This window comes from Pseudooceanicola sp. DL12 (genome assembly GCF_056270665.1).
Window position 1 is genome coordinate 3,342,908 of the sequence record NZ_CM149884.1, and the last position, 20,186, is coordinate 3,363,093.

A 20,186-nucleotide genomic window follows, 5' to 3' on the forward strand; every position below is an offset into this window, starting at 1 on the left:
AACCAAGGGAGGCCATCGGCATGAAAGCCCAGATATCCCGCAAGAGCCATCGTCCCGACGCCCGCTACAGCGGCGTCTACCACGTGCAGGGTGCCATGATCACCGATGCCGACCTGGACGAGCGCAGCGACATCACCCGTGCCCGTACCGACAACCTCGGAAACGACACCATCCGCGACGGCGTGCCAGAAACTGGCGGCGCCATCGGCGGCATCGCAACGGCCAAGCCCTTCCTGCGCCCCGGCGTGATCTATGCCGACGGGGTGCGCGGCGTCTTTGCCACCAGCAGCGATCAGGGGCTCGACACGCCGCTCTCGCCCTTTACACGCCAGGCGGACCTGCCCCTTGGCCCGGCCGTGCCCGAGGACGAGTTCCTGCTCTTCGCCGACATCTGGGAACGGCCCGTGCATCCACTGGAGGATCCCTACCTGGCCGATGTCGGGCTGCATGGTGCCGTCACCGGTTTTCGCACCCGTACCATGGTCCAGTTCAAGGCCGCCCCGCCCGAGGCCGCCGAGGACATCGAGACCGGCACCGGCGCCTGGCCCGAGGTCGGCACTGCCCGCCTCGCCATCGAGGAAATCGCCGCCGAAGGCTCCATCGATGCCTGCGATCCCTGCGCCGAGGTGGTGACCGCCGAACAGGAGATCATCAACGCGCTCTGGCGGCTCGAGGTGGTCGAGGTGCATGGCCCCGCAAATGCCCCCACCGCCATCGCGCTTGCCTGGTCCGAGGAAAACGCCGGCGTCATCGCACCCTTTGATATCGAGCCCAGCCTGTTCCAGCGCGCCGGCAAGGTCTACGAGTTCTTCTCACCCATCACCGAATGCTACGCCGGCACCATGGCCCGAAGCGACGACATCCTGCTTTCGGCCTTCGTCGACGACCTCGGCGCCACCGGCGATCCGGCCAAGGATCACGACGGCCACACCTGGCCCTTTGTCCGCCGCTGGGACGGCTACGCCGTGATCGATCCCTCGGGCCCCGACATAAAGGAGAGCCTGGGCACCGGTTTCACCCTCTCGACCGGCGACGGCACGATACGGATCGAGACCCCCTTCTTCACTGCCGCGCTCGACATCAAGGAAGCCTCCCTGATGCGCGGCGACTACTGGCTGGTCGAACAGCGCCGCTTTGCCCCCGAGGGCGCGCGCATCCGACTTGTGCAGGAAACGCCGCTGGGCATCCGGCACCACTACTGCACCCTCGGCCTCTGGAAGGGCGAAGAAAGCCTCGGCATGTCCGATGCCCTGCGGCGCAAGCTGTCGCTGCCGCCTCTCTCCGATCTGCCAGCCGATCACATCGGCTTCGACAACACCTGCACCAAGCTCTATGGCGAGGCCGAGAACGTCCAGCAGGCGCTCGACAACCTCTGCGGCATTTCCGCCGAAGACATCGGTTTCATCCCCAACTGCGAGACCCTCTATGGCGAGGCAACCAACCTGCAGGACGCCCTCGATGCGCTCTGCCGGATCGACTTTTCGGTGCAGGACAGCTTCCGTCTGCTCTTCGACTGGGGCGTGCTCTGCGGCCTGGTGCCCAAGGTGACGGGCAACAGCGAGACCAACCTGATCGAGATTTCAGCCGGTGCCTTCCTTGATCGCTCCGGGCGGATCTTCAAGTATTCCGGCGGCACCATCGACCTGACCGAGATGGAGTTCGGCAAGCAGATACTCTTCAAGGGACCGCAGCAGCTCCATGCCGCCCTGCAAAAGGACAACGTCTGCCTGGCGCTGGCGGGCGGCAATGGCGGCACCGTTCAGGCCTACCTCGTCGAGAAGGCGCTTGCCTTCGGTCCCGATGATCCCGGCTTCGGAGAGAGCGTCCGCCGCTGCGTGGCGCAGAAGAAGATCGTTCCCATCGACGATCTGGTCGCCAAGTCGCCCGAGAAACGCAAGCAGGTGGCAGAGAAAGTCCTTCTGTCGCTCTCCGGCGGCGGAGCGCTCAAGGGCAGCGCGCGGCTGAGCCGAGCCGAGTTCAAGGAGAGCCAGGCCTTCGAGCAGGAGCTGGTCACGGCCTATGCCAAGGTTGCCGACGCCGAAGAGGTCGCCCTGCTCGAGACCCGCATGGCCAAGGCGCGTCAAGACAATCCCGTGGACGACGGCTCGGGCGCGGCGCTGGAGATCCGCCAGATGCAGCAGGCCTCTGCCGTGATGCAGGCCTTCGAGCGCACCGATACCGAGCGTCTTCAACGCTGTCTCTGCCTGCACTTCTTCCCGAAATGCCCACCGGAGCTGGGCAAGGCCCCCTACCTCGTGCCCATCGCATGCCTTGACGGCGACTATGATCCGCCGTTGATCTATCAGCTCGAGGTCTGCCCCCAGTGTTGCCGCAAGCAGGCCATGACCCCACGCATGATGCAGTACTATATCGGCGAGATGCGCACGAACCTCGAGCAGCGCTTCGAGAAGCTCTGCTGCCCGGAACCCGAAGCCAGGGACCCCGATCGCGTCTTCACCCCCGGCACCTTCACCGAGTTCACCCCCGGCAAGTTTGTCGTCGACAACAACCTCGGCACCACCTTCCTCGGGGTCGGAGAGAAGCTGCCCTCCGATTTCACCACGCGCGTGAAGGTCAACGACCTGGGCGAGGAAGAGGCCGTGGCCACGCTCAAGGGCACCGGCGTCAGCGTCGGCACGGTGATCGACGTCGACGACAGCACCGCGATCGAGACGCTGGGCGGCAAGCTCATGGGCCTCAGCGCCACCGAGGCACTGCGCAACGGCGATACCATCCGTCCCGGCGATACCGTGGCCCTGTTGACTCAGAACGGCGTGGCCCGCGGCTACGTGCTGCTGGAACAAGGCTCCGGAAAATTGCCCTTCGAGACGGTCAGGGCCAAGGATGCGGCCGCGAATGTCGCCGGCACCGTGACCGCGGGCTCTGGAGCTGCGGGCACGGATACGGGAAAGGATACCGGCGGCAAACTCTCCGACCTCGCGGGTGTCACCGACAAGATCACCGACCTGCGCGCCGCGCTCGAAGAGGCCATCCTCGGCGCCCGCGGGGATCTCGCCGCCATCGCCGAGGAGCACGGCAAGCTGACCGCCGAACTGTCGGACATGCGCACCGCCGGCGCCGAGGCCCGCAAGGAGTACGAGGCCCTCTCCACGCTGCGCGGCACGCTCAAGGACGAGGTCGAGAGCCTCGGCAGCGACGTCACCGCCCTGCGTTCCGAACGGCAGGAGCTGTCAAAGGCCCTGACCGCCTCGCAGGCGGCGATCGAGGAGGCCCGCAAGGTCACGCTGGAACTGCAGGCGGGCGTGCGCGGCAGCCAGCCCCTCAGCATCCTCGGCAGCACCACGCCGGCCCTTGCCGAGAAGCTCGCCGCCGAAAAGATCGTCGACGTCAACGATGTGGCGGGCCTCAGCCAGGCCCAGATCACAACGCTGGTCCGCAAGCGGGTGATCACCGCCGCCCAGGCCAAGAAACTGCAGAGCGACGCCGCCAGCTTCCTCAAGCGCTGATCTGCCGCAACCGGAGGGCACCCCATGGCCCAGCGCCTTCGCATCCGCCGCAAGACCGCCCGGGGCACCCCGAAGCTGCGCCGCCCGGCGGCCGGCTCCGGCCCGGCCCGGGTTCAGGAACAGGCCCAGCCCTCGGGCGGGCTGATGATCGGCGGTGCCATGGACCCGGCCGAGAAACGGGCCGACCGGGTGGCAGACCGTATAATGCAGATGCAGGCTCCCGCCACGCTGGTGCACAGGCAATGTGCCGGCTGCGCCTCCGAGGAACAGGACGGCGATGGTGACGTGCATCGCAAATGTGCCGCGTGCGAAGCCGAGGAAAAGTCGGAGGACAAAGGCGAAGATAGCGTCAAGCGTGCCGCCGCGCCCGTGCCCGCCATCGCGCCCGGTGCGGCCTCGGCGCCCGCCCCGGCCACCGCCAGCCGCGCCATTGGCGCCCTTGGATCCGGACGCCCCCTGCCCGCTACCGAGCGCGCCTTCTTCGAGCCGCGCTTCGGCCGCGACCTCTCCTCGGTGCGCATCCACGACGGGCCCGCCGCCGATACCGCCAGCCGCGCCATAGACGCCCGCGCCTTCACCCGCGGCAGCGAGATCGCCTTTGCCCGCGGCGCATACGCCCCGGGCACGACCGAGGGGCGCAGCCTCATGGCGCACGAGCTGGCCCATGTCACCGAGAGCGGCCGGTCTCACCGTCTGCGCCGCAGCCCTCCGGCCGCGGACCCGCTCTGCACCGGTTTCGATCACGCCACCAGCAAGGCCGGCCTGTTGCCGGTGATCCGCGCCTACGTGGCCAACGGCGACGTCGAGGATCGCCTCTCCCTGATCCGCGCCCTCAAGATCTTCCAGCGCTGTGCCGGCGCCGATGATCTGGCCGCCCTCCGCGGCGAGCTCTTCGCCCAGCTGGAAACCGAGGACGCAAAGGAAATCTGGACGGCCTCGGGCAAGGCCTTCGGCGGCTATCGCGGCACCTATCCCGCCTATTACGGCGGCGCCCGCTCGCGCCTGACAAGCCTCGGCACCACCGAGACCGAAGCGGCAGAGTCCTTCGCCTATACCAAGGATCCTGATACCTGGGAGAAGCGCGCCGACGACAAGGGCCAAACCATCGCGCCACAGCTCCACGCCTCGGACATCCTGTATTTCTACGGGCATCAATATGCCCAGTACAGCGCGCCCGGCGTCTTTGCCAACGGGCGCCAGTCGCAGTACATCGACCTGGAGGCGCTGAAGGACACCCAGGCCTTTCCGCGGGTCAAGCTGCTGATCTCCACCTCCTGCGCCACCATCTGCAAGGAGGCGCTCGATGTCTTCACCGCGCTCTTCCCCAATGCCGTGATCCTCGGATACCGGAAGTCCGCCCCGATCGACGGCGCCGCGGTGCGCAGCGATTTCGACAAGGGGATAAAGGGACTGAAGCGGCCGCTCCTGCTCGATGAGCCCGTCGATGTCTCGGCCATCATCTCGGTCTGGAAGACCGTCATGAAATCCCATCACCCCCACGATGCCACTCGCCTGCCCGGCTACTACAAGAACGGCCAGGTCCACTACCTGGTTCGCGGCAAGTGGGAGCAGATGGCCGGCAGCCATGCCGACAACAGCTGCCGTCACAAGGGCGACACGGTCGGGGAGGCGCAGCACTAGCGACCCATGGGCGACACAGCGGTCAAAACCCCGTCGTCCCGCGCGGCGACGCGTCCCGCACCGCCCCGGGTTCAGCCCCGCGCGGCCACCCTCCTTCGGGCCCCGGAACAGGCGCGCCCCCTGCTACAGCCAGCGCTTGTCGTCGGTGCCGCCAATGATCCGCTGGAGCACGAAGCCGAGCGCATGGCCGACCACGTCGTCTCCATGCCGGAACCTGCCGCGCCGGTCTCTGCCGCCGAAGGCTCCGCGCTTGCCCGAGAAGCCCTTCCGGAAGACGAGGTGATCCGCGAGGCACCGGCACCGGAAGCGGGTGGCGAATACGACCTTCCCCCGGACGCTCCCGGTGATCCCGGGCTGCCCGATGCGGGTGCCGGTGCCGATGCCGGTGCCAATGACAGGGCCGCCGGCGGCGCCGCCGGCGGCCCCGCCCCGCCCGACGTGGCCCGAGCCGTGCGCAATCCCGGTGCCGGCCGCCCCCTGCCCGCCGGGCTGCGCCGCTTCATGGAGCCGCGCTTCGGCGCCGACTTCTCTGCGGTCCGGCTGCACGATGGCCCCGCCGACCGGCAGGCCGCCGCCCGCATCGGCGCCCGCGCCTTCACCCACGGCTCCCATATCTGGATGGGTGAGCGGGCCAGTGCAGAGGACCGCCACCTGATGGCGCACGAGCTGACCCATGTGGTCCAACAGACAGGGGCCTCTCCCCTGCCCGACATCGCTGCCCCCATCCGCGATGCCGCGCGCGATCCCGCCATCGCGCGCGACTGGGACATCGACATCGACCTGGGCATCTCCGACAGCATCTCGGGCGTGGTCTACGACCTGCTCCGCCGCTATGCCCCCGAGGTCGAACCGGTCATCCGGCTCGGTCCCATGACCTGGCTGCGCCAGCAGCTGGGCGGCGTCTTCGACGGGATCGTCGGCGCCGTCTCGCGTCTCGACCCGGGTGCCTTTGTCGACAGCCTGGTCGAGACCTTCGGCGAAATGCTCGAAACCGGTCGCGAGATCGTCGAGGCGCTCCTCAACGGCGATTGCGGGCCGCTCTTTGCCGCCCTCGGCCGGCTCAAGTCCTATGTCCTCGGCATCGCCGGAGAGGCCTGGGCCGAACTGACAGAGTTCTTCTCGCCCGTCTCCGATTTCTTCTCCGTTCTCTGGGACAGCGTCTCCGCAGTGGGGTCCGCCGCCATCGACTGGATCAAGGAGGCCGCCGGCGACGTCTGGGAGATGATCGAGGACATGGGCACCTGGATCTGGGACAAGACCCAGCCGGTGCGCGATTACGCCGGCATGGCCTGGGACTGGGTCAAGGATCAGCTCTTCGGCCCCGGAGAGAGCACCGCCCAGGGCGACAGCAAGGGCGGCATCATCGGTTGGTTCAGCGACAAGGCCACCCAGGCCTTCGACTGGGTCCGCGACCAGACCCGCCCGGTCTGGGAGCCGGTCAGCGAGGCCGTCGCCTTCGTGCAGGAGCTGATCCCGCCCGCCTTCCTCGCCAGCCTCGGCGAGGACATGACGAAGTTCAGCGAGGACCTCGAGGGCAGCCTCGACGCGATGGACGAAGGCGGCAGCGTGGCCGAGAACCGCGAGACGCTCTCCGGCATCCTGCCCTCCCTGGGCACGATCCTGGACACGATACGCGCGGCCCTGGTGGCCGCGGGCACCTGGATCACCGGCAAGATCACCTCGGTCTCCACCAAGGTCTCGACCTTCATGGCGCGGCTGCGCGGCAGCGCCATCGTCTCGGCCCTCGCCAGCCAGCTCGCCTGGCTGGAGGACGGCATCTCAGATCTTGCCGCCTGGGCCAGCGACAAGGTCAAGAGCCTCTTCGACCTGCTGGTGCGCGGCTTCGACTTCCTGTCGCCCTATATCGAGCGCATCGCCGAGGTGGTGGGCGCCGTGATCACCGTCGCCTCCGACCTGCTGCAACTGCCCATCCTGCTGGCCAAGGCCGCCTGGGAGCTGATCCCGGAATGCATCCGCAACCCGATCAAGGATTTCGTCGTCAACGAGATCCTCGGCCGCATCCCCGTCTTCAGCCAGTTCGTGGCCATCGGCAACCTTTGGACGAAGTTGCAGGACACCGCGATGACAATCCTCACGGCGATCTTCCGCGATGGAGATATCGCAAAGGCCGCCTGGACCTTCTTCCGCGAGATGCTCGCGCTCATCGGCCTGCCCGCGCGCCTCGTCGTGGGTATCCTGACCAAGGCCGCCACCGCCGTAGGCCGCATCCTGCAGGATCCCATCGGCTTCCTGATCAACCTGCTCCGTGCCATGAAGGAGGGCTTCAGCCGCTTCTTCTCCAACATCCTCACCCACCTTTTCGAAGGCGTCACAGGCTGGCTCTTCGGCACGGTCGAAGAGGCCGGGCTGGAACCGCCGCGCGAATTCACCCTGCAGGCCGTGCTCGGCTTCGTGATGCAGATCCTCGACATCACGCTGCAGCGCGTGCTGGCCCGCCTCGCCGCCCGTATCGGGCAGGAAAAGGTCGACCGCATCCGCGCCGTCCTCGACCAGGCCACCGGGGTCTGGCGCTTTGTCTCGGTGCTGCTCAACGACGGCATCGCCGGGCTCTGGGAGTTCGTGCAGGAAAAGCTCAGCGACCTCTGGTCGATGGTCCTCGACAGCGTCGTCGGCTGGATCACCACCCGCATCATCGCCTCGGCCACGGAAAAGCTCATGGCCATGCTCGACCCCTCCGGCATCATGGCCGTGATCCAGAGCTGCCTGGCGATCTACCGCGCCATAGAGACCTTCGTGGAGCAGCTCCGCGCCATGCTCGAAATCGTCTCGCGGCTGCTCGACGGCGTGGCCTCCATCGCCTCTGGCGCCATCGACACCGCCGCCGGTTTCCTGGAGGGTGCCCTGGGCCGTGCCCTGCCGGTGGCCATCGCCTTTCTCGCCAATCAGGCCGGGCTGGGCGGTCTGGCCGACCGGATCCAGGAATTCGTCGAGGGGGTCCGGGAAAAGGTCAACCAGGCCATCGACTGGGTCATCGACAAGGCCATCCGCCTCGGGCGCGGCTTCCTCGACCTGCTCAACCGGGGCGCCACCGCCGTGCGCGCCGGCGTTGCCGCCGTTCGCGAATGGTGGCGCACGCGCAAGACCTTCCGCAACCAGGCCGGAGAGGAACACGCCGTCTATATCGAGGGCCAGGGCGCCCGTGCGCATGTGATGATCGCCAGCGAAAACCCGCGCCCCTACAGCGACTTCATCGATCAGATCCCCAATGTCGAGGAGAGCAGGAAACGGCGCGCCATCACCATCGCGGGACAGATCGACGAAGCCATCCGCACCGCCTCTGCCGATACCGGCAACACCACCAATGCCGCCGGAGCGCAGCAGCCCACCACGAACCATGCCGCCATCCTGCAAGGCCTGCTCGACGCGCTCGCGGCCGAAACTGCAACCTTCATGCCCGCCGGCAGCGGCGAGCGCTCCTCGCCGCCGGTCTACGGCAGCCGGGTTCAGGATTTCGGCAGCAACGTCAGCATCCTGCGCCTGACCAAGACGATCAGCGACCAGGGCAGCTCGCCCTCCTCCAGTCTCTCAAACGACAACTGGGAGGCCCTGCGGCGGCGCGGCGGCAACAATTCCACCTACTACGTGCGCGGGCACCTGCTGAACGACAACATCGGCGGGCCGGGCACCACCTGGGACAACCTCACACCGCTGACCCAGGACGCCAACAACCGCAGCGAACAGTCGCACCTGCGCGGCTTCGAGACCCAGGTCAAGGAAGCCGTCCTCGACCACAACCGGGCTGTCAACTTCGTGGTCACCGCCAATTACGGCCGCACCGTCGACACCGGGCTGGCCGATGAATTTGCCGATGCCTCGGTGCAGGCCGGGGACGAGAACGACTGGATCTCGCGCATCATCCGCGCCGAATCCGCCGTGCCCCTCACCCTCGACTGCTCCGCCCGCGAACTCACGCCCGATGGCAGCGTCGGCACCAGTGTCCTCTATCGCCACACGGTGCAGAACACGATCGCCACCAACAAGCAGAGCTACAACATCTTCGAGGGCGCCAACCCGAAGGAGCGCATCGAGATCAACGCGCTCAGCGACGAGGACCTGAAGACCAAGGTTCAGCAGCCACGCGGCCTCGGCGCCGGATCCGCGCAAAAGCTGATCGACGAACGCACCAGGCTGATCACCGCGGGCGCCGCCCCCGACAAGATCTTTACCCGCCACGATCAGCTGCGCGCCGCACTCGGCACCCGGCACGCCAACATCTTCTATCAGGCCTACACCGTCGTGCTCGGCCAGGGCACCGGCAACGAGCACCAGATGCCCGCCGCTGCCAGTGACAGCGCCTCGGGCAACCAGACAGACAGCGACACCACCAGCGACAGCGAGGAGACAGGACCATGACACCGCAAGATGCCCCCGAAACCGACCTCACGACAGACCCGGGACCGGTTGCCGAAACCAGACCCGCAGCCCCCGCGCCGGCCCTGACGCGGGACCTCGACCGTCGCCTCGGCGACAGCTACGCCATCGCCATCCTCCACTGGCCCGCAGTGATCGGCTGCCTCGCCGCGCCCTCCACAGGATGGGGGCTCCTGGTCAAGATCGCCTTGGGCAGCTGGGCGCTGCTGGTGGGCCTGTCGATGATCTTCGGCCGCCGCGAGGCCGGCACCCTCTTCGGCTCGATGATGGCACTCTGCGCGGTCTGTGTCGGCGCAGCCTGGGCCACGGCTCCTGGCCCCTGGATGTACCTCTGGCTCGCCCTGCTGGTGCCCTGTTTCTACGGCGCCCAGCGTGCCCGCTTCCTGGAGCCCGCCCCCGGCACTTCCCCCGCCGGGGCCACCCCTGATGCGCCCGGGCCTGCATCCGGGGCTCCATCGGACACCGTCCCGCTCACCGCTGCCGAATAGACCCGGCTGACTGCACGAAAAGGCGCCGCTGCGGAGCGCAGACAGCGACGGCAAACGAATGCGAGAAATCACTCACCTCCGGCTCATCGACAGAACTGAATAGGCGCCTGAGCCTAGGCATAAGTGATGCATCAAGCAAACGCCCAGCCTGCTTTGAACCGGACGTTCGCCATCTTCGCCGCGAAAGCCCGCTTCCCGGCCTTCGTGCCAGCGCAGATCATCATGCTGCGCCGGACGTGAGCGGGATTTATAGGTCGCTTGACGCCGACCATTCTCTCACCCAGAGCGGTGACGCTTCGTTTCTACGTAGCTAGCGTTGAGAGCCCCTAGCCAAGGAAGCCATCGCGATGCCTCACTCAGGTCTGATCTCCCGCTGATGGCGCGCAAGAAGGGTGACGAGTCTTCGGCCGGAAATCACCTTCTGGCGCTTGAGGTGTATGAGGCCCCGTTCGACCGGGTCGAGGTCAACGTCGTCTCCACAGACGCGAGCAATGTTGTTGGCGTAGACATCGGCTCCGGTGACGGGCACCTGACATTTTCTCCGACGCTGCAATCGGCTGAGGATCGTAGCGACAGCTTGCGTCGGCTTAATGGTCTTCATCGAAGTTCCCACCGCTTCGAAGCGACCTCGTGTCCAGGGTCTTACCATCGCAAGCCAGCCCCACTGCGCCATGCTCAGGCTCTTACAGGGAGGGCACAACAGCCCTCCGCCAGATCCCCCCGCCTCATCGCCACGAACCGCACATCCCCTTCATACGCGAAAGGCGCCGGAGCGTCTGCTCCAGCGCCTCTATCACCGCCTTTCAGAGAGCAGCCCAGGGACAACAGGCGATACGTTTCACCCTTGACACCCCTTGCGCAGACTTATGCTTCCGTTTGCGCATTCATCTGCTTTCTCTGACTTTGAAGCCCTACCGGCTCAGCCGCACTTGGAGTGGCCGCAGCTGGTGCAGGTCATGCAGCCTTCGACCATCATCAGGCTGTACTGACCGCAGCTCGGGCAGGCCTTGCCGCGGCTCTTCGAGGTGGTGCCGCCTTCGAGGCCCACGACATTTGCCGCCGGGTCGCTCTTCAGGCCCAGACCCTCGCTCTCGATGAAGCCGGTCTCGATCATGTGCGTCTCGATCACGCCGCCGATCGCCGCCAGCATCGAGGGGATGTACTTGCCCTTGATCCAGGCCCCGCCGCGCGGATCGAAGACCGCCTTCAGCTCCTCCACGACAAAGCTCACGTCACCGCCGCGCCGGAACACGGCCGAGATCATCCGCGTCAGCGCCACGGTCCAGGCGTAATGCTCCATGTTCTTGGAGTTGATGAAGACCTCGAAGGGCCGGCGCTTGCCGCCCACCACCAGGTCGTTGATGGTGATGTAGATCGCATGCTCGCTGTCGGGCCACTTCAGCTTGTAGGTATTGCCCTCCAGCGTCTGCGGACGGTCCAGCGGTTCGGACATGTAGATCACCTCGCCGCCCTCCTCGGGCATGGCGGGCTTGGCCTCTTCCTTGGTCTCCTCGACCGACAGAACCGAGCCGGTCACGTCGTTCGGACGGTAGGTGGTGCAGCCCTTGCAGCCGGTTTCGTAGGCTTCCATGTAGACGTCCTTGAAGGACTCGAAGTCGATGTCCTCGGGGCAGTTGATCGTCTTGGAAATGCTCGAGTCGATCCACTTCTGCGCCGCCGCCTGCATCTTGACGTGCTCAAGAGGCGCAAGCGTCTGGGCGTTGACGAAATAGTCGGGCAGCGGGGCGTCGCCCTTCAGGTCCTTCCACATCTTCACCGCGTAATCGACCACCTTCTCCTCGGTGCGCGAGCCGTCCTTCTGCAGGACCTTGCGGGTGTACTCATAGGCAAAGACAGGCTCGATGCCCGAGCTGACGTTGCCCGCGTAGAGGCTGATCGTGCCGGTGGGCGCGATCGAGGTCAGCAGCGCGTTGCGGATGCCGTGCTCGGCCACGGCCGCGCGCACGTCCTCGTCCATCATCTGCATGGTGCCGGAGGCCAGGTAGGCGTCCTTGTCGAAGAGCGGGAAGGCGCCCTTCTCCTTGGCCAGCTCGACCGAGGCCAGGTAGCTGGCGCGCGCGATGGCCCGCAGCCAGGCATCGGTCTGGGCCGCCGCCTCGTCGGAGCCATAGCGCAGGCCGACCATCAGCAGCGCATCGGCAAGGCCGGTCACGCCGAGGCCGATGCGGCGCTTGGCCTCGGCCTCGCGCGCCTGGGCGTCCAGCGGGAAGCCCGAGGCGTCGACGGTGTTGTCCATCATGCGGATCGCCATGGCGACCAGCTCCGACAGCGCCGTCTCGTCCAGCTTCGCCGCGTCGGTGAAGGGATCGGTGACCAGGCGCGCCATGTTGATCGAGCCCAGCAGGCAGGCGCCATAGGGCGGCAGGGGCTGCTCGCCGCAGGGGTTGGTCGCCGCGATGGTCTCGCAATAGGCCAGGTTGTTGGCCTTGTTGATGCGGTCGATGAAGATCACGCCCGGCTCGGCGTAATCATAGGTCGCCTGCATGATCTTGTTCCACAGGTCGCGGGCCTGCAGCGTGTGATAGACCTTGTCGCCGAACTTCAGCTCCCAGGGGCCATCGGCCTTGACCGCTTCCATGAAGGGATCGGTGACCAGCACCGACATGTTGAACATGCGCAGGCGCGCCGGGTCGCTCTTGGCCTCGATGAACTGCTCGATGTCGGGGTGGTCACAGCGCATCGTCGCCATCATCGCGCCACGGCGCGAGCCGGCGGACATGATGGTGCGGCACATGGCGTCCCAGACATCCATGAACGACAGCGGGCCGGAGGCATCCGCCGCCACGCCCTTCACATCGGCGCCGCGCGGGCGGATGGTGCTGAAATCATAGCCGATGCCGCCACCCTGCTGCATGGTCAGAGCGGCTTCCTTCAGCATGTCGAAGATGCCCGCCATCGAATCGGGCACGGTGCCCATGACGAAGCAGTTGAACAGGGTCACGCGGCGCGCGGTGCCGGCGCCTGCGGTGATCCGGCCGGCGGGCAGGAACTTGAAATCCTCCAGCGCGGCATAGAATTTCTTCTCCCAGGTCTTGGGATCCTTCTCGACCGCGGCCAGGGCCCGGGCGATTCGCCGCCAGGTGTCCTCCACGGACCGGTCCACCGGCGTGCCGTCCGCATCCTTGAAGCGGTATTTCATATCCCAGACTTGTTCGGCGATCGGGGCGGCAAAGCGGGTCATCAGTATTCCTTTGGCAGAAGGGCAGCTTGCGACTGTCTATAACGGCGGGCGGCAGTCACTTCGATCCTTTTGTGCGCCGACGACTCTCATCGGCGGGTATGCGGGATCAGCTTGAAGTGGCGGCCTGACGGGCTATCGTGTTAGTCCAAGTCGCCGGGCAGGTGCAACCATGGAAATGCCTGACGGCCTACTATATCTTGTGGACAACAGGTCGACGGCCGCATCTATCTGGTAAGGCCACACTTTCAACCCTAGCAGGAAAACGCCCGAATGTCTTCTTCCGCGATCAACCTCATCAAGCTCTCCGTCGGCACCGAAAGCGTCGAGGATCTCGAGGCATGGCAGAAGCAGCCCCGCGCCCAGACAAGCGATGGCTACCCCTGCCACATCACCCGGATGTGGCCGAAGAAAGAGGCAGAGCTGCTCGCCGGCGGCTCGATCTACTGGGTGATCAAGGGCCATATCCAGGCCCGCCAAAAGGTCATCGACCTGGCCGAGGCGGATTACGGCGACGGCGTGCGCCGCTGCGCCATCGTGCTCGACCCCGAGGTGGTGCGGGTGGCCCCCACCCTGAAGCGCCCCTTCCAGGGCTGGCGCTACCTCAAGCCCGAGGACGCCCCCGTGGACCTCGCAAGGGCCCGCGAGCACGACGACGAGCTGCCCCCCGAGCTGAACGCCGCCCTGGCCGAGATCGGCCTGATCTGAGGCGCCCTGCCGCCCGGGCCAGGGCCCCAGAAGCCCACCATGCCAGCCCCTCATGACTGCACTGCCCCCTTCCCCGCCCAATGCGCGGGCAGGCCGCGCCCCAGTGCGGGCGGCGGAGGGCCATGCCTGCCGACAGGATTGACAGCAGGCGCCGCCACGGGCTGACTTGAGGGGCTCTTCACGGACATTCGCCCGGAGTTCCCGCACGGACATGCAGGAGACGCCCCATGTTCCCCTCGCCCCATCTCTTCTCGCTCTGGAAGGCGCCCTTCTCCGGTGACGTGACCCAGAACATCGAACCCCGCCTCTTCTCCGACGACATCGCCGGCGATCCCGAGATCGAGGAATACGTCCACCGCAACGTGGCCAGCTACGGCACCCAGCTCGGCGAGATGCTCGATGCGCTGACGGCCCTCTCCAGGGCCACCGGCACCCCCCTGCCTGGCATCACCGAGCTCGACAGCCGCATCGCCGCCGCCAAGGCCGAGATGCGCACTACCCTCGCCCGGCGCGCCGCCGGGGCCCTCGATCAGTTGCAACAGGCCGACCCGGAGGCCTATGCCGCCCTGCTCCGTGCCCGCCAGGATCAGGAGAGCGCCCCCTGAAGCCCGCCCCGGCCCGCCGCCTGGCCCCGGCAGGACGGCAAGAGGGGGCCCTGCCCCCGTCTCCTTCGCAGCCTCCCCCCGGAGACTTGTGGCCAGATGACAGGGGAGCGCCGGCGCTCTTTCATCTGGCCGGAAATATCCCCGCCGGAGGTTCCGGGGCGCGCCCCCGCGCGCCCCGGATCATCCCGATTTCGCACCGTCGCAATACCGACGCGATACCGACGTAATACCGACGTTGGAATCCGGCGATTTCATAGGCTTGCAGACATTCAATTTTCAGAATTCGAACATGGAAAAACCGGCCCTTCCGAGCCGGTTTCACCTGTCCTGCCGGGCCTCTGTCTCAGTCCAGCCCGAGGCGCTGAACCAGCTCCGCCAGCACCTTGCGATCACTGTCCGACAGCGGCGCGGTGCGCGACCGGAAGAGTGTCGCCTGGCTCTTGAGCATCAGGCCATCTCCCAGTATTTTCAAGTGGTTGGCACGCAGGGTCTCGCCAGTCGAGGTGATATCGGCAACGGCCTCGGCGGTCTCGTTCTTGATCGTCCCCTCGGTCGCACCCTGGCTGTCGACCAGCTGGTAGTCGGCAACGCCCTTCTCCTTCAGGAACTCGCGCACAAGTCTATGATATTTCGTGGCAATCCGCAGGCGGAAGCCATGGTCCCGCCGAAAGGCCGCCGCCACGGAATCAAGATCGTCAAGAGTCTCGACATCGACCCAGCAGGCCGGCACGGCAAGGATCAGATCGGCATGGCCAAAGCCCAGCTCCGCCATTTCCTCGACCCGCTGATCCCATTGCCCCAGCTTCTCGCGCACCAGGTCCGTGCCCGTGACGCCAAGGTGGATCCGTCCCGCGTTCAGCTCGCGCGGGATTTCTCCCGCCGAGAGGAGGACGAGCTCAACCCCTTCTATTCCCTCGACTTTCCCGGCGTACTCGCGATCCGAGCCGCTGCGCCCGAGCTGCACGCCGTGCTGCCCGAACCAGTCGAAGGTCTTCTCCATCAGTCGGCCCTTGGAGGGCACACCCAGCTTGATGCTCATGTCCAGCCCCCCAGTTCCACGACCAGCCCAGGGCGGATCACGCCGCCCACGGCGGGGATCCCCTCCGGCTTTCCGGCGGCGCGCCCAAGGTAGCGGGTCAGCGCATCATAGCGCCCCCCCGTCGCAACCGGCGGCAGGTCCGGCCGGCCGTCCACCACGAAGCCAAAGACGAAACCGTCGTAATACTCCATGTGGGTCCGGCCATAGGTCGCCTCGAATTCCAGCGCCTGCACATCGATCCCGCGCGCGGCAAGGGCCGACATCCGCAGGCCCAAACGCTCGACTGCATCACCGATCGCAGGAAGATCCACCGCAATATCCCGTAGCCTTTCCAAGGCATTGGGCAGTGTTTCACGCACTTTCAGGATGGCCTCGATCAGCTCCATCTCCTGCGACGATATAGGCGGGACATCCGCATCGGCCCGCAGGGCCGCGATGCGCACCTCCACTTCCTCACGGCGCCGCAGGCCGATATCGGGCCCGGCACCGGCAAAGGGATCCTCGGCCGAGAGGAGAGCCTTGCGGCCCGCGGGCATGGGCGACTTGCCGGCATAGCGCTCCAGCAAGACCTTGAACCGCATCGGGCGCCAGATATGCCGCCGCAGCGCCGCCTTGCGTGCCTCGGAGGTGTTCAGCCCTTCCACTGCCGCCATCAGGATACCGATGTCACCCGTGGTGGCCTTGAGGTTCAGCCCGGCCACCGCCGCCTCGACCCGCGCAAAAACCTCGGCGTCCGCATCGGCAGGGTTCGAGCCGTCGAAGATCTCGAATCCGACCTGCAAGTATTCGTTCGCCCGGTCCGGGTCGACTTCCTGCCGGCGAAAAACCTCGCCGGAATAGGTATATCTGGCTGGTTCGGCGCCCTGGCTCATGTGCATCTGCACCACCGGCACGGTGAAATCGGGGCGCAGCATCTGCTCTCCCCGCAGGGTGTCGGAGGTGGTGTAGGCCCGGGCGCGGATGTCTTCTCCGTAGAGATCCAGAAGCGTCTCGGCGGGCAGCAGAACGGGGGCTTCCACCGGGATGGCGCCCGCAGCTTCGAACCCGTCACGCAGGGCAGCGGCGCAGGCCTTGACCTGCGCCTTGTCGGGGGTGCGGATGATCATCTCAGCCCTGCCCCGTCTCGCCGTTGCCGGCCAGGATTTCGCGGATCTTGGAAACCAGCTGGTCACGCGGCACCTCGAACTGCGATGGACGTTCCTTCCATTCTTCAAGTGTCGCGTTCTCGGCGATCCTGGCGCCGAGGATCAGATCCTTCACCTGCACCACGCCGCGCGCCTTTTCATCGGCGCCCTCGATCACTGCAGCAGGGCTGCCGCGACGGTCCGCATATTTCAGCTGATTGCCGAAGTTCTTCGGATTGCCGAGGTAGACCTCGGCCCGAATTCCCGCATTCCGAAGTTCCGCGACGATGGTCTGATAGTCGGCCATGCGGTCCCGGTCCATGACGGTCACCACGACGGGGCCGGCAACCTCGGAGCCGATCCGCCCCTTTTCCCGCAGGGCCGCCAGCAGGCGATCGACGCCGATGGACATGCCCGTGGCCGGCACGGCCTGCCCGGTAAAACGCTTGACCAGGTCGTCATAACGACCACCACCGGACACCGAGCCAAACTGCCGCTTGCGGCCTTTTTCATCAAGGATTTCAAAGGTCAGCTCGGCCTCGAACACCGGACCGGTGTAATAGCCGAGCCCGCGCACCACGCTGGGATCGATCTCGATCCGGTTGCTGGCATACCCTTGGGCATCGAGCAGCGCCGCGATCTGTTCCAGCTCGTCCACGCCTTCGCCCCCAATGGCAGAGCCGCCTATGGCATTGCGAAGGTTGGCGAGCGTCGCGCTCGCGTCTGCACCCTTGGATGTGAGGAAAGCGAGGACCGGATCGGCCTGCGCCTCGGTCAGGCCAACACCATCGATATAGGCCCCGGAGGCATCCAGACGCCCCTTGCCCAGCAGCTCGCGCACGCCGCCTTCACCAACCTTGTCGAACTTGTCGATCGTGCGCAGAACATCCATTCGCTGGTTTTCGTCGGCCAGGCCCATGGCCTCGAGCACGCCGTTCAGGACCTTGCGATTGTTGAGCCGCACCTGGTAATCGCCGCGCGGGATCCCGACCTCTTCTAGGCAATCGGACAACATCGCACAGATTTCCGCATCCGCAGCCACGGAACCGGTCCCTACTGTATCGGCATCACACTGGTAGAATTGACGGAAACGGCCCGGTCCCGGCTTCTCGTTGCGCCAGACAGGGCCCATGGCATAACGCCGGTAGGGGGTGGGCAGATCGTTGCGGTGCTGGGCATAGACCCGCGCCAGCGGCGCCGTCAGGTCATAGCGCAGCGCCAGCCAATCGCCCTTGCCCTCTTCCTCGCCTTCCTGCCAAGCAAAGACCCCCTCGTTGGGGCGATCCACATCAGGCAGAAATTTACCAAGGGCTTCAACGGTTTCAACAGCGCTACTCTCCAGCGCGTCAAAGCCGTAGCGATGGTAGACACCGGCAATCGTGCGCAGCATGTCGCTGCGTTCGGTTACCTCGGCCCCGAAGTAGTCGCGGAAGCCTTTCGGGGTTTCCGCCTTGGGGCGCGGCGCTTTCTTGACCTTGGCCATCGCTTTGTCCTTGCCATTTGGATTGCGTGCGCGGCATAGCCCATGGGCGGAAAAGGGGCAAGCGCGGCGCAATCCGCCGCCTCCCCTACATCGGCCCTCTCCCAGGCAGGGCCAGACCGGAGGACATGCCATGACAGACGGCAACGACACGGGCCGAAACGCGCTCGAAGAAAAAATCTCACATCTTATCAGGGCTGTAGATGACCTGTCCGACACTGTCGCCCAGCAACAGCGCGACATCGACGTGCTGACCCGCCGTGTGGCGATGCTGATGCAGCGCGAGGCAGAAAGGGAAGCCGATGCCTCCTCCGGCATCTACATGGGCAACGAGAAGCCGCCGCATTACTGATCGGAGGCCACCGGAACCACCGGATCCGGCGGCAACCCATTCCGAAAATTGCATACCTCTAAGCCTCTGAAAAGGCCGGATTCCAACGTCGGTATTACGTCGGTATCGCGTCGGTATCGCGTCGGTGCGATTTCGGGCTCCGCGCGCGGAGCCCGAAGCCTCCGGCGGGGATATTTGGAACAGGGAAACGGGGGCGGTGTCTCGTTTCGTTTCCCTGTCGGAAATATCCCGGGGAGGCTCCGCAGGAGACGGGGGGCAGAGCCCCCTGCCTTCGACTGGCCGGTCCTTGCCGGTTGCTCTCTTTTCCGTGAAGCGCTTTGACAGGTGGGGGGCAGCTCAATATCCCAACACGTATCGGCACATTCCCTGCCCGTTTCCGGACAGCGCCCGCGCAATTCTCGCGGCCTGCCGGCAGGGAGGCTGCCTGTTTTCGAGTACGCCTGACCCGAGGATCAACTTTTCATGACGACGCCCAAGACCACCGCAAGACGCGCCCAGCCATTTTCCCTGATGATGGCCACCCTGCTGACGCCCATCCTTCTTGCCAGCGCGGCACCTGCGGGGGCCCAGACCACGCCCGAGACGACCGATGGCCTGTGGTTCACCGGCTACCAGATGAGCGGCGCCAAGAAGCTGCAGATACAGCTGACCTCTCTCGATGGCGTGGGCGCCCTGACCCTGGAGGCCGAGCGCTGGCCGGTGCTGAGCTTTGTTACCTGCACCTACAACTTTGCCCTGGAGGACGGCACCGCCAGGCAGATCACCCTGAACAGCGCCGAGAGCGTCGGCGCCGAACGCTGCCCCGGCGAGATGCCCTTTGCCATCCACCGCACCGGCCCCGACACGCTGGGACTGGTGCCCGGCGCCGGGACCGAGGGGTTCCTTGGCATGATCGACGGCATCACAATGCGCGCCGGCCTGCGCGCGCCGCTGCCCGGGGAGGCCCATGCGCCGATGCCCGGGCTGGCGCTGCTGGGCGTGACCGCGGGCATGACCCGCGACGAGGCCGAGGCCCTGCTGAGCGAGAAGGGCTATGCCAAGACCGAGATGGGCCGCGCGCTGAGCGGCGAGGATTACACCATCAGCGAAGAGGTCTGGGGCCGCGCGCCCGATGCCGAGGGCCGGCCGCAGGACCTGATCACGCTGCAATACGGCCCGGCGGGCGACTGGCTCGACACCCCCGAGCGGGTGGCCGTGATGGAGCGCGTCTCGCGCCTGGAGGAGCCCATGGCCATGTCGGCCCTGCTGCCGGCGCTGAGCGAGAAATACGGCAAGGCGAGCGCGGGCCGCGAAACCAGCGCCTTCGACCGCAGCGGCGCCCATATCGGCAATGTCTATTCCGCCGATTGCAGCGGCGGCAGCGCGCTGCAGGAGATGCCCTGGCAGTTCCAGTCGCAGCCGCTGACCAGCGACAGCTATCAGCCCTCGGCCGAGGCCGCGGCGATCGGCGTGGGCTGTGCCGCGCAGACCTTCCTGGAGGTCGGCACCGATGACAGCACCGGCGCGGCCACGGCCTTTCGCGTGAAGATCGTCGATGCGGATCAGGCCTGGCAGAACTTCTGGGCGACCTGGGCGCACCGCCGTGGCGCTGAGCTGAGCGCGATCGTCGGCGCGCAGGGCAGCACCAGCACCGCCGCGCCCGAGCTCTGAGCGCCGCCCACCCCGCGATGTCACCCGTGTTGCCTGCCGTG

At 66.4% G+C, this 20,186-nt stretch carries 13 protein-coding genes; 8 read left to right on the forward strand and 5 right to left on the reverse strand.

Features of this window, described 5'->3' with window-relative positions:
- Positions 1-20 precede the first annotated feature (20 nt).
- Genes AC0WR5_RS15535 through AC0WR5_RS15550 form a run of 4 tightly spaced genes read left to right on the forward strand, consistent with a single transcriptional unit; the run spans position 21 to position 9,988 of the window.
- Complete coding sequence (locus tag AC0WR5_RS15535; RefSeq protein ID WP_475864453.1) at positions 21-3,467, forward strand: hypothetical protein; 3,447 nt, start codon at positions 21-23, stop codon at positions 3,465-3,467.
- Between the two features lie 24 nt (positions 3,468-3,491).
- On the forward strand, positions 3,492-5,108 hold the full coding sequence (locus AC0WR5_RS15540) for an eCIS core domain-containing protein (protein WP_475864455.1): 1,617 nt from the start codon (positions 3,492-3,494) through the stop codon (positions 5,106-5,108).
- 6 nt (positions 5,109-5,114) lie between these two features.
- A complete protein-coding gene (locus AC0WR5_RS15545; protein WP_475864456.1) occupies positions 5,115-9,482 on the forward strand; it encodes an eCIS core domain-containing protein in 4,368 nt (1,455 codons plus the stop codon).
- Complete coding sequence (locus AC0WR5_RS15550; protein WP_475864458.1) at positions 9,479-9,988, forward strand: hypothetical protein; 510 nt, start codon at positions 9,479-9,481, stop codon at positions 9,986-9,988. Before AC0WR5_RS15545 ends, AC0WR5_RS15550 begins: the two co-directional genes overlap by 4 nt.
- 352 nt (positions 9,989-10,340) lie before the next feature.
- Here AC0WR5_RS15550 and AC0WR5_RS15555 read toward each other — a convergent pair whose 3' ends face one another.
- On the reverse strand, positions 10,341-10,589 hold the full coding sequence (locus tag AC0WR5_RS15555) for a hypothetical protein (protein ID WP_475864459.1): 249 nt from the start codon (positions 10,587-10,589) through the stop codon (positions 10,341-10,343).
- A 318-nt stretch (positions 10,590-10,907) separates the two neighbouring features.
- Positions 10,908-13,190: an adenosylcobalamin-dependent ribonucleoside-diphosphate reductase gene (locus AC0WR5_RS15560; protein ID WP_475864460.1), complete on the reverse strand. Its 2,283-nt coding sequence runs from the start codon at positions 13,188-13,190 to the stop codon at positions 10,908-10,910.
- Positions 13,191-13,460: 270 nt separating this feature from the next.
- On the opposite strand from AC0WR5_RS15560, the gene AC0WR5_RS15565 reads away from it, so the two are divergent.
- Both AC0WR5_RS15565 and AC0WR5_RS15570 read left to right on the forward strand, forming a co-directional pair.
- A complete protein-coding gene (locus AC0WR5_RS15565) occupies positions 13,461-13,895 on the forward strand; it encodes a DUF1489 family protein (RefSeq protein WP_475864462.1) in 435 nt (144 codons plus the stop codon).
- Between the two features lie 227 nt (positions 13,896-14,122).
- Positions 14,123-14,500 (forward strand): hypothetical protein, encoded by a 378-nt coding sequence (locus tag AC0WR5_RS15570; protein ID WP_475864464.1) that lies wholly within the window; start codon positions 14,123-14,125, stop codon positions 14,498-14,500.
- 343 nt (positions 14,501-14,843) lie between these two features.
- On the opposite strand, the gene hisG is transcribed toward AC0WR5_RS15570, so the two are convergent.
- Genes hisG through hisS form a run of 3 tightly spaced genes read right to left on the reverse strand, consistent with a single transcriptional unit; the run spans position 14,844 to position 18,146 of the window.
- Positions 14,844-15,539 carry an ATP phosphoribosyltransferase gene (gene hisG, locus AC0WR5_RS15575; RefSeq protein ID WP_475864466.1) on the reverse strand — a complete coding sequence of 232 codons (696 nt, stop codon included), beginning with the start codon at positions 15,537-15,539 and terminating at the stop codon, positions 14,844-14,846.
- Positions 15,536-16,645 (reverse strand): ATP phosphoribosyltransferase regulatory subunit, encoded by a 1,110-nt coding sequence (locus tag AC0WR5_RS15580; RefSeq protein ID WP_475864468.1) that lies wholly within the window; start codon positions 16,643-16,645, stop codon positions 15,536-15,538. Before AC0WR5_RS15580 ends, hisG begins: the two co-directional genes overlap by 4 nt.
- A 1-nt stretch (position 16,646) precedes the next feature.
- On the reverse strand, positions 16,647-18,146 hold the full coding sequence (hisS, locus tag AC0WR5_RS15585; RefSeq protein ID WP_475864470.1) for a histidine--tRNA ligase: 1,500 nt from the start codon (positions 18,144-18,146) through the stop codon (positions 16,647-16,649).
- A 130-nt stretch (positions 18,147-18,276) separates the two neighbouring features.
- Between hisS and AC0WR5_RS15590 the strand changes: the two genes are divergently transcribed.
- Positions 18,277-18,495 carry a SlyX family protein gene (locus AC0WR5_RS15590; RefSeq protein ID WP_475864473.1) on the forward strand — a complete coding sequence of 73 codons (219 nt, stop codon included), beginning with the start codon at positions 18,277-18,279 and terminating at the stop codon, positions 18,493-18,495.
- A gap of 462 nt (positions 18,496-18,957) precedes the next feature.
- Positions 18,958-20,145 (forward strand): hypothetical protein, encoded by a 1,188-nt coding sequence (locus AC0WR5_RS15595; protein ID WP_475864475.1) that lies wholly within the window; start codon positions 18,958-18,960, stop codon positions 20,143-20,145.
- Positions 20,146-20,186 lie beyond the last annotated feature (41 nt).